The sequence below is a fragment of the Kaistella sp. genome (assembly GCF_032060305.1).
Classification (GTDB): domain Bacteria; phylum Bacteroidota; class Bacteroidia; order Flavobacteriales; family Weeksellaceae; genus Kaistella; species Kaistella yananensis.
In genome coordinates, this window is record NZ_DAMBHK010000006.1 from 1 (window position 1) to 9,025 (window position 9,025).

Sequence of the window (9,025 nt, forward strand, 5' to 3'; positions counted from 1 at the left end):
AATCTTCCGGCCTGTCTCATCATCCAAACCGGTGGTCTTTCAACGGTTTCGCCTCTTAATGCTTTTAAATAAAGGTCATTTTTAATCATAATATTTTTTTTGATCCTGATGGTTTGGCCTCACTGCTGTGTTCGGCAATTAAATTCAGCAAATCATCGAGATTACTTTCTTTACTGGTAATTATTGGGCTTTTAGTGAATTTTCTGATCTCTTTTTCCGTCGTTTCGCCGATGGAGAAAATCTTCACATTCTCCAGAGCATTAAACTTTGCAAAACTACGCACTCCGCTCGGACTAAAAAAACACACCGCATCATAAGCTCCGGAAAACTTCGGGTAAAGCAGTTGTGTCTCGTAAACGGGGATTTTTTTATAAGATATATTCTGCAGCGGCAGCGTTTTGTTCAGTACATCGAGCGCAAGATTCCCGCAGAAATGAAGAAATTTTTCTTTGCTGCTGTTTTCAATAATAAATTCTGACAGCTCTTTGGCATGTTTGGTCACTTTGAATGTTCCGTAACCGTATTTCCGTAATTCTCTTTTGGTCGTGATTCCTACGGTATAAATTTTATTGTATTTCTTACTGGTAAAGTCTTCGTCAGCCTTAAAACCATTTTGGAAAAAGCTTTGTACGGCATTTACGCTGGTGAAAATCAACGATTTGTTTTTCAGGTCAAAAGATTCTACGGTCATGGGATTTATATTAATGACATCAACAAAATCATAAGAAAAATGACTCCCTAACTTTTTGGAAATCATTATTTTACTGATTTTTTTGGTGAAAATAATCTTCATGTTTATAACGTCAGAAACTTAAATCTCACTTTTAATTTGATGCATCAACTCGCGTCCGCCGTTTTCCAGAACTTTTTGGGCTAAAGTTTTCCCAAAATTTTCATGTTCGTTCCATTCGAAGATTTCATCGGTTTCGATACAGTTTTTGCCGTCGAGTGAGCAGAGTCTGCCTATAAAACGTACTTCGTTGCGCTCGTTAATTTCTGCAAAAGCACCAATTGGCGCGGTACAGCCACCTTCAAGGGTGTTGAGGAAATTTCTTTCGATTTCAACACAAATTTGTGTGGGTTTGTGGTTGATATCGCTGAAAATTTCTTTCATTTCTGCATTATCGTTTCGTCCGCAAATCGCTACAACACCTTGCGCGGGCGCCGAAATCATGATCGGAAGATGCTCATAATGAACATCTAAACCCATTCGCTCAATGGCAGCGAGGGAAAACATGGTAGCGTCGAAATCGTTTTCTTCAAGTTTATTCAAACGGGTCTGTACATTCCCGCGAATATCTGAAAATTGGGTGTCGGGAAATTCTTTGCACCAAAAAGCACGTCGGCGTAGGCTGCTGGTTGCAATTTTCAGATCGTGAAGCTCCAGATTTTGTGCGTCTTTTTTTCTTACCAAAACATCCTGTGGATAATCGCGCTCTAAAACAGCGATAATTTCAATGTTTTCCGGAAGTTCAGTAGGAATGTCTTTTAAAGAATGTACCGCGATATCGACTTCGTTATTCAGAAGTGCCATATCTAAATCTTTTGTGAAAATACCGGTTATCCCTAATTTGTACAGCGGCTGGGTAAGATTTTTGTCACCCGTTGCAAGTACTGGAACGATATCGGTGGTATAGTTAAGATTCTGTAAGTTACGCGCCACTTCACGGGCCTGCCACATGGCCAGAGGTGAATTTCTAGTTCCTATTTTAATGCTTCTCATTGAATTCGTTATTAGGCTGTTCGACTAAAATTTCGTGCATTAACTTGCTGATTTCCTCGGCTTTCCAGGGATTATCAATGATATATTTTGCAAATCTGTTGGTGATTTTCTGAATCATTTTATCCGAAAGCTGCATATCTGTTACCTCAACATATTTATGTTTTTTGTGGATATTGTGCATTTCGTTGCGTTCCATATTTTTCAGAACTGCTTTAAAATGATGGATGTTAGGGGCCAGTTTTCTTTTCTTTTCCCATTCCAGAAAATCCTTAGTCATTTCTTTAATGATGCCTTCTGCTTTAGGGATTTCCTTTTGACGCTGAAGCATTGTTTCGCTGATGTGCAGGGAAAGTTGGTCAACATCTACCAAACTTATATTTGTATTTTCGGTAATATTTTTTTCCACATTATTGGGAATTGAAAGGTCGATGACCAGCGTTTCTTTTCCGTTCGGGAAGTGGGTTTTGTTTATAATGGGATGCTGCGCACCGGTAGCCACAATAAGAATATCGGTTTGGGCCAGTTCTTCCTGAAAATTCTCGAATTCGATATGTGGAATTTTATATTTTTCAGCAATTTTTTCAGCTTTGTCTGATGTTCTGTTGGCGATTTTTACTTTGGGTTTGTAAACGTGTTTCACGAGGTTTTCAACCGTGTTCTGACCAATTTCTCCCACTCCTAAAAGCAGAATGTTCTTTTCAGAAATCTGTGGCTGGTTTTTCAGTATATAGTGAACTGCTGCATAAGACACAGAAGCGGCACCATTAGAAATTCCGGTTTCGTTTTTAATTCTTTTGGAAATCTGGATCGCAGAGTTAATCGCACGTTCCAAAAACGGGTTGGAGTTTTTCTTTTCTTTTTTGAAACGGTGATACGCGTTTTTTATCTGCCCAATGATTTCGAAATCGCCGATAATCTGGCTCTCCAGACCGGCAGCAACACGGAAAAGGTGATTCAGCGCTTCTTCATGCTTCAGAATGTTAACATACTGCATAAATTCGGTAAGGCTTACGCCAATTGTTTTGCAGTATAATTCGGCAATCAGAAGATAATTTTGCGATGTAGTATAAATCTCTGTACGGTTACAGGTGGAAACCACGAATGCGTCACCAAGATTTTCATTATGAATTTCGCTGACAAAATTTTTAATATTCTCATCAAAAAACGCAAATTTCCCCCGCGTCTCGGCATCAGCCTTTTCAAAACTGACACTTAGAACGGCAAAATTAGCGGTTTTGTGAATGTTGGTATCCTGATTCATAAAGCAACCGCAAATTTAAGACTTTAAATTGAATTGGCGAAGATTCTACAAGATGAACATTATCAGTAAAATATATGGTATGGAGATCAATTATTTCCGAATTTTCATTTAAAATTGAAATAATTAAGAAATAAAAAAGTTATTGTAGAATAGCTTTTAACTTTAATAAAATTTTAACCTAATTTAGTCTGAATCTAATTTTTAGAACGGTTCTAAATTTATATCTTTGTACACTTAAAAAAATCACGAAAAAAAATGGGTTTATTTGATATGTTCACGCAGGATATTGCGATTGACTTGGGAACTGCAAACACACTAATTATACATAACAATAAAATAGTTATAGATCAGCCTTCGATTGTAGCCATCGAACGTTCCAGCGGAAAACCAATCGCTGTTGGTGAAAAGGCAAAACATATGCAGGGGAAAACCCACGAAGACATAAAAACCATCAGACCACTGAAAGACGGAGTAATTGCTGATTTTCACGCATCTGAGCACATGATTAAGGAATTCATCAAACAAATTCCGGGTATCAAAGGGAAGCTTTTTCAGCCAACCTTAAAAATTGTAATCTGCATCCCTTCCGGCATTACCGAAGTTGAAAAAAGAGCAGTAAGAGATTCTGCACAAAAAGTAAATGCGAAAGAAGTACGTTTAATTTACGAACCAATGGCGGCAGCGATTGGGGTAGGAATTGATGTGCAAAAACCTGAAGGTAACATGATTATCGATATAGGAGGAGGAACTACCGAAATTGCTGTAGTTGCTTTGGGAGGAATTGTTTGCGATAAATCGGTAAAAATTGCCGGCGATGTTTTCACCAATGATATTGCGTATTATTTAAGAACGCACCATAATTTATATATCGGAGAAAGAACTGCAGAAAGAGTAAAAATTGAAGTTGGTTCAGCGGTTGAAGATCTTGATGTTGAGATTGAAGATATTCCGGTTCAGGGACGTGATTTAATTACCGGTAAGCCAAAAGAAATTATGGTGAACTATAAAGAAATCGCAAGAGCTCTAGACAAATCTATCATCAGAATTGAAGATGCGGTAATGGAAACACTTTCGCTTACTCCGCCGGAACTTGCTGCTGATATCTATAAAACAGGAATTTATCTTGCAGGTGGTGGCGCTTTGCTGAGAGGACTTGCAGACAGACTTCACAAGAAAACAGGTTTGCCGGTTTTTGTGGCTGAAGATCCTTTGAGAGCTGTAGTTCGCGGAACAGGTATCGCCCTTAAAAATATGGATAAGTTCAACTTTCTGATTAAATAATTTATAACTTTTTACGACATTAACAGATGGGATTTTTGCTGCGATTATTTTCGAAGAACGGTTTATTCGTCTTCTTTATATTTCTGCAGCTTATCGCTTTGGTATTGATTTTCAGTAGAAACTCCATGCAGCAGTCGTGGCTTGCGGGCCAAACTGCGGCGTTCAATTCCTGGGTTTCGGGATATATCGATGAAGGCACCTCTTATTTAAAGCTTAAGCAGATTAATGACCAGCTGGTAGCGCAAAATAAGTTGCTCATGGAGCAGGTTTATGGGAAAAATTCTGGTGTTCCAGTTTTTAGAAAAGTTCATGATACCATTGGTGGCGGGCAAATCTATACTTTTGTAGACGGAGAGATCGTGTTCAACAGTATTAACCGTAAGGATAATTACTTCACCATCAACCGCGGGAAACGCGATGGTGTTTTTCCTCAGATGGGCGTAATGGCTCCAAAAGGGATCGCCGGAATCGTGATTAATTCCACGGATTCTTATGCTTTAGTGCAGTCTGTGCTGAGTTTAAATAAAATCAAGATTAATGCGTCGCTTAAAAAATCCGGATATTTCGGGACTTTAACCTGGAAGGGCGAAGATTCGAGGATCATGCACCTCTCTGATGTTCCGAAATATGTACCGCTGCAAATTGGCGACACGGTGGTAACCGACGGGAAATCAGCAATATTCCCACAAGGAATTACCATTGGAAAAGTTTCTGGCTACGAAGTTGACAGCAAAACAGGGTTTTGGGATATTTCTGTAGAACTGACTGAGAAAATGGGAAATCTCAGCAAAATATATGTGGTGAAAAACCTGAAGAAAGCTGAGGTTCAGAGAATTCAGGATACTTTGCAGGCTACCATAAAGAGAGAAAAATGATAAGCAGAACACTTTTTACAGATATCCTGATGATTGTTTTCCTGGTGGCATTACAGATTTTTGTGCTGAACCGGATTGCACTTTTCGGAAAATATACACCGGTGCTTTATCCTGTGTTCATCATGTTTTATCCGTTTTTCAGAAATAAATTTCAGTTTCTGGCCCTGAGTTTCATCTTGGGACTCAGCATTGATGCATTTCTATATACGTGGGGAATTAATGCTTTTGCTACCACGCTTATTGCCTATTTCCGCACCTTAATTTTCCGCACTTCTACGGATACTTCCACCGACTTCTTTTCTTTCCAGTCTTTGCAGTGGTCGCAATATTTTTTCTTTATCCTATCGAGTATTTTCCTGCACCAGCTGTTGGTTCAGTATATTGAATTTTTTAAATTCAGTAGATTTTTCGAAATCTTCATGAATGTTTTGGCAACAAGCGCCATTTCCTTTATATTTATACTGATGTACGCGCTGGCCTTTAGAATCAAACAGAAAGTTTAACGTTATTATTGCATAAAGAAACCTTGCCTAAAGGTTATTCACAGACACATGAAATCGCAGTATCTGAAAATCACCGTATTATTAACCTTCCTGGCCATTATATTTATTGCCAGGCTTGCATACCTGCAGCTTTTTACGGACCGTTATGCATTAAACGCAGCCAACACTTCAATTAAAACAGAATATATTATTCCGCAGAGAGGTGTTATTTTCGACAGAAACGGAAAAATAATGGTGGGTAATCAGCCTTCCTACGAAATTTCGTTTACCGAAGCTTTAATAAAACCCGATTTCGATACACTTGATTTCTGTAATCTTATGAGAATAAGCAAGCAGGATTTCATTAAAAGAGTTAACGCGATTAAGGCCGAAAAATATTATTCGAAGCTTACTCCCATGACTTTTATGAAAAATTTGAGCAGGGAAGAAATCGCCAGAATTCAGGAAATCATTTTTAAATATCCTGCCTTCAGCATCGTTTCAAGACCTCAGCGACAGTACGAGGTTTCTACTTCGGGCAACCTTTTGGGTTATACCAATGAGGTAAACGAGCGTGATATTAAGAAAGATTCGCTTTATTATCTTCCGGGAGACTTTATCGGAAAAACTGGTGTCGAAAAATCCTATGAGAAGGAATTGCGCGGTGAAAAAGGCGTGCAGTATATCCAGAAAGACATCCGTTTGCGAAGTATTGGTTCCTATAAAAACGGTGCTTTAGATAAAGAAGTAATTACCGGAAAAGACATCACCCTCACCATCGACTACGATTTGCAGAAAATGGCCGAAGAAATGCTTGTGAACAAGCAGGGCGCTATTGTTGCACTGGATCCTACAAATGGTGAAATCTTGGTTATGGCTACCGGCCCCGATATTGACCCCAATTTATTTACCGGTCCCGATAAAACGAAAAACCTTTACCGTCTTCAGATGGATACCATCTATAATAACCGGCCAACGTTTGACAGGTCGGTTCAAGCTGCGTATCCGCCGGGTTCAACTTTCAAACTTCTTACAGCCGCTGCGGCAATGCAAATGGGCGTTATGGATGAAAATACCATCTTCCCGTGTGGCGGAGGATTTAATTACCGGGGCTTAAGAGTGAAGGGGCATGGTGGTGCTGATCCTTTAGTGCCAGCGATTCAGGTTTCCAGTAACTGTTACTTTTCTTATGCCTTTATTGCGATCATGAATAAGTATCCTGGCAACCCAAGTAAAGGAGTTGATGAATGGAAAAAAATAATGAGCAGTTTCGGGTTAGGTGAATACCTGAATAATGATATTGCCGTTGGCTCCAAAGGGAGAATCCCAAGCGGTGCATTTTACGAAAAAAGAAGTGGTGGTAAAAAAGACTGGAGTTCTGCTTACACCATGAACGGCTCCATCTTCAACGGAATGGGACAGGGCGATGTACTTCTTACCCCATTACAAATGGCGAATGCTACGGCTGCTATTGTGAATAAAGGCTGGTACTATACGCCCCATATTGTAAAATCAATCGACGGAAAACCAAATCCTGATCCAAGATTTAAAGTAAAACACAAAACGCTGGTAGATCCCAAACATTTTGGACCGATCATGAAGGGAATGGAAGCTGTAGTAACCGGCGGAACCGCAAGAAGTTTAAAGTCAAATGAATTCACCATGCTCGCTAAAACCGGTACAGCACAGGTACCGCAGGGAAAAGATAACTCAATATTTGTTCTTGCAGCACCTGCAGAAAACCCGAAAATTGTTATTGCAGCGGTGATGGAACACGCAGGCTTTGGCGCAACATGGGCCGGCCCGGCAGCTACAGCAATTGCAGAGAAGTATTTAACCGGAGAGCTTAAGCGCGAACACCTTTATAATAAACTTGTAAACGCGAGTTTCATGCCTGAATATAAAAGACAATGGGTTGTTGATCTGAAAAGAAAAGGTCTTTATAAAGAGCCCAATAAAGACTCTCTGAAAATAGAATCTATTGAAGACAGCCTGAAATTCATCAAAAATGACCAAATCAGAGCAAGACTGATTTACAAAAGAGATTCTCTTCGCACAAGATTAAAAACACAAAGCTCTAAAAAATGAAGTGGACAGAAGGATTAGATAAACTCAGCCTGTTTCTGTATCTCGCAATCTCGCTTTTTGCAGTTGCGAACATTTACAGTGTTGATGAAGGTTTAGGAAAGAAACAGTTTATTTTCTTGTGCTTATCACTCGTGGTGGGACTCATTATTTTTCTTATGAGGACTAAATTTTTCGAGAATTTTGCCAGTATCATCTACGTATTTGGAGTTTTGCTTTTGATAGGTCTTTTTCCTTTCGGAACTGAAATTTTGGGACAGAAAAACTGGTATAAATTCGGCGGTTTTACCATGCAGCCCGTTGAATTTGCTAAAATTGGCGTTGCTTTAATGCTGGCAAATTATGTTTCAGGACCAGATTTTAACATTTCAACACGCAAGTCGCTTCTCACAGCACTTGTTATTATTGGGATCCCGGCGCTGGTGGTTTTAATGATTCCGGATGTTGGCTCGCTGCTTGTATTTACTGCTTTTTTTATTGCCCTTTTCCGGGAAGGATTAAACGGATGGCTTTTCGGAGTTGGCGGTATTCTCGCAGGTGTTTTCCTTTTGGCTCTGGCTGTTGATCCGCTTTATCTGATTATTGGGATTGCGGTAATTTATGGATTGATAATTTTCGCCAACTATTACAAAATTCACTGGAATGTATTTTCCGTGGCTGGAATCCTTGGCTCGTTACTGCTCTTATGCGGAATTGCTTACGGATCGCCTAAAATACTTGAAAAAATGCCCAAACACCAGCGCGAAAGAATTGAAGTTCTTTATAAAGGCGAAAAAGCGTTCCGCGACACGTCGGGTTATAATTTACTTTATTCAAAAACTGCGATTGGTTCCGGAGGGTTTTTCGGTAAAGGTTATAAAGAAGGTTCTGTTACCCAAGGGAAATTCGTTCCGGAACAGGAAACAGATTATATCTTCTGTACGGTAGGTGAAGAATGGGGATTTTTCGGAGCTTCGCTTTTGGTTATTTTCTACGCGGTTTTTATCGGCAGAATCTATTATCTGTCAGAGAAACAGAAGTCGGCTTTTAACCGCGTTTTCGGGTATTCCTTTGCATCAATTTTATTAATGCACTTTGCCATAAATCTCGGGATGGTTATGGGGCTTTTCCCTACAGTTGGAATTCCGCTGCCGTATTTCAGTTACGGTGGAAGTTCACTGTTGGCATTTTCTATCATGACATTCATCTTCTTCAAACTGAATTACGCAGACCGAAACAGTTTGGTATAATCTCTTGTTGACCACAGTCCTGATCAATGCATTTCTTTCTAAATAACGCGCAAGGAAGGTGTTATTTCAGATTTAAATATCAATAATTA

General features: G+C 39.4%; 9 protein-coding genes. 5 read left to right on the plus strand and 4 right to left on the minus strand.

Annotated elements, in window-relative coordinates; translation table 11 throughout:
* From V5N63_RS01465 to hemA, 4 genes are all read right to left on the minus strand, one after another.
* On the minus strand, positions 1-89 hold an 89-nt coding region (locus V5N63_RS01465), incomplete at its 3' end, for a uroporphyrinogen decarboxylase family protein (protein WP_332032444.1).
* The gene (locus V5N63_RS01470; protein WP_332032368.1) at positions 86-793 is read right to left on the minus strand and encodes a uroporphyrinogen-III synthase; all 708 of its coding nucleotides are present in this window, start codon (positions 791-793) and stop codon (positions 86-88) included. The genes V5N63_RS01465 and V5N63_RS01470, both read right to left, overlap by 4 nt.
* A gap of 18 nt (positions 794-811) precedes the next feature.
* On the minus strand, positions 812-1,723 hold the full coding sequence (hemC, locus tag V5N63_RS01475) for a hydroxymethylbilane synthase (RefSeq protein WP_332032370.1): 912 nt from the start codon (positions 1,721-1,723) through the stop codon (positions 812-814).
* A complete protein-coding gene (gene hemA, locus V5N63_RS01480; protein ID WP_332032372.1) occupies positions 1,710-2,984 on the minus strand; it encodes a glutamyl-tRNA reductase in 1,275 nt (424 codons plus the stop codon). Before hemA ends, hemC begins: the two co-directional genes overlap by 14 nt.
* 255 nt (positions 2,985-3,239) lie before the next feature.
* On the opposite strand from hemA, the gene V5N63_RS01485 reads away from it, so the two are divergent.
* Genes V5N63_RS01485 through rodA form a run of 5 tightly spaced genes read left to right on the plus strand, consistent with a single transcriptional unit; the run spans position 3,240 to position 8,936 of the window.
* Complete coding sequence (locus V5N63_RS01485) at positions 3,240-4,265, plus strand: rod shape-determining protein (protein WP_088468342.1); 1,026 nt, start codon at positions 3,240-3,242, stop codon at positions 4,263-4,265.
* Between the two features lie 26 nt (positions 4,266-4,291).
* Complete coding sequence (gene mreC / locus V5N63_RS01490; RefSeq protein WP_088468341.1) at positions 4,292-5,140, plus strand: rod shape-determining protein MreC; 849 nt, start codon at positions 4,292-4,294, stop codon at positions 5,138-5,140.
* On the plus strand, positions 5,137-5,643 hold the full coding sequence (locus V5N63_RS01495; RefSeq protein ID WP_332020654.1) for a rod shape-determining protein MreD: 507 nt from the start codon (positions 5,137-5,139) through the stop codon (positions 5,641-5,643). Before mreC ends, V5N63_RS01495 begins: the two co-directional genes overlap by 4 nt.
* A 48-nt stretch (positions 5,644-5,691) precedes the next feature.
* A complete protein-coding gene (locus tag V5N63_RS01500; protein WP_332032374.1) occupies positions 5,692-7,710 on the plus strand; it encodes a penicillin-binding transpeptidase domain-containing protein in 2,019 nt (672 codons plus the stop codon).
* Entirely contained in the window at positions 7,707-8,936 is a 1,230-nt protein-coding gene (gene rodA, locus V5N63_RS01505) for a rod shape-determining protein RodA (protein ID WP_332032376.1), read from the plus strand. The genes V5N63_RS01500 and rodA overlap by 4 nt, the downstream gene beginning before the upstream one ends.
* The last annotated feature ends 89 nt before the right edge of the window (positions 8,937-9,025 follow it).

Coding starts and splice junctions, on each gene's coding strand:
- V5N63_RS01495 (WP_332020654.1), top strand. CDS start 5,137: ATGATAAGCAGAACACTTTTTACAGATATCCTGATGATTGTTTTCCTG.
- mreC (WP_088468341.1), top strand. CDS start 4,292: ATGGGATTTTTGCTGCGATTATTTTCGAAGAACGGTTTATTCGTCTTC.
- hemA (WP_332032372.1), bottom strand. CDS start 2,984: ATGAATCAGGATACCAACATTCACAAAACCGCTAATTTTGCCGTTCTA.
- V5N63_RS01485 (WP_088468342.1), top strand. CDS start 3,240: ATGGGTTTATTTGATATGTTCACGCAGGATATTGCGATTGACTTGGGA.
- V5N63_RS01500 (WP_332032374.1), top strand. CDS start 5,692: ATGAAATCGCAGTATCTGAAAATCACCGTATTATTAACCTTCCTGGCC.
- hemC (WP_332032370.1), bottom strand. CDS start 1,723: ATGAGAAGCATTAAAATAGGAACTAGAAATTCACCTCTGGCCATGTGG.
- V5N63_RS01470 (WP_332032368.1), bottom strand. CDS start 793: ATGAAGATTATTTTCACCAAAAAAATCAGTAAAATAATGATTTCCAAA.
- rodA (WP_332032376.1), top strand. CDS start 7,707: ATGAAGTGGACAGAAGGATTAGATAAACTCAGCCTGTTTCTGTATCTC.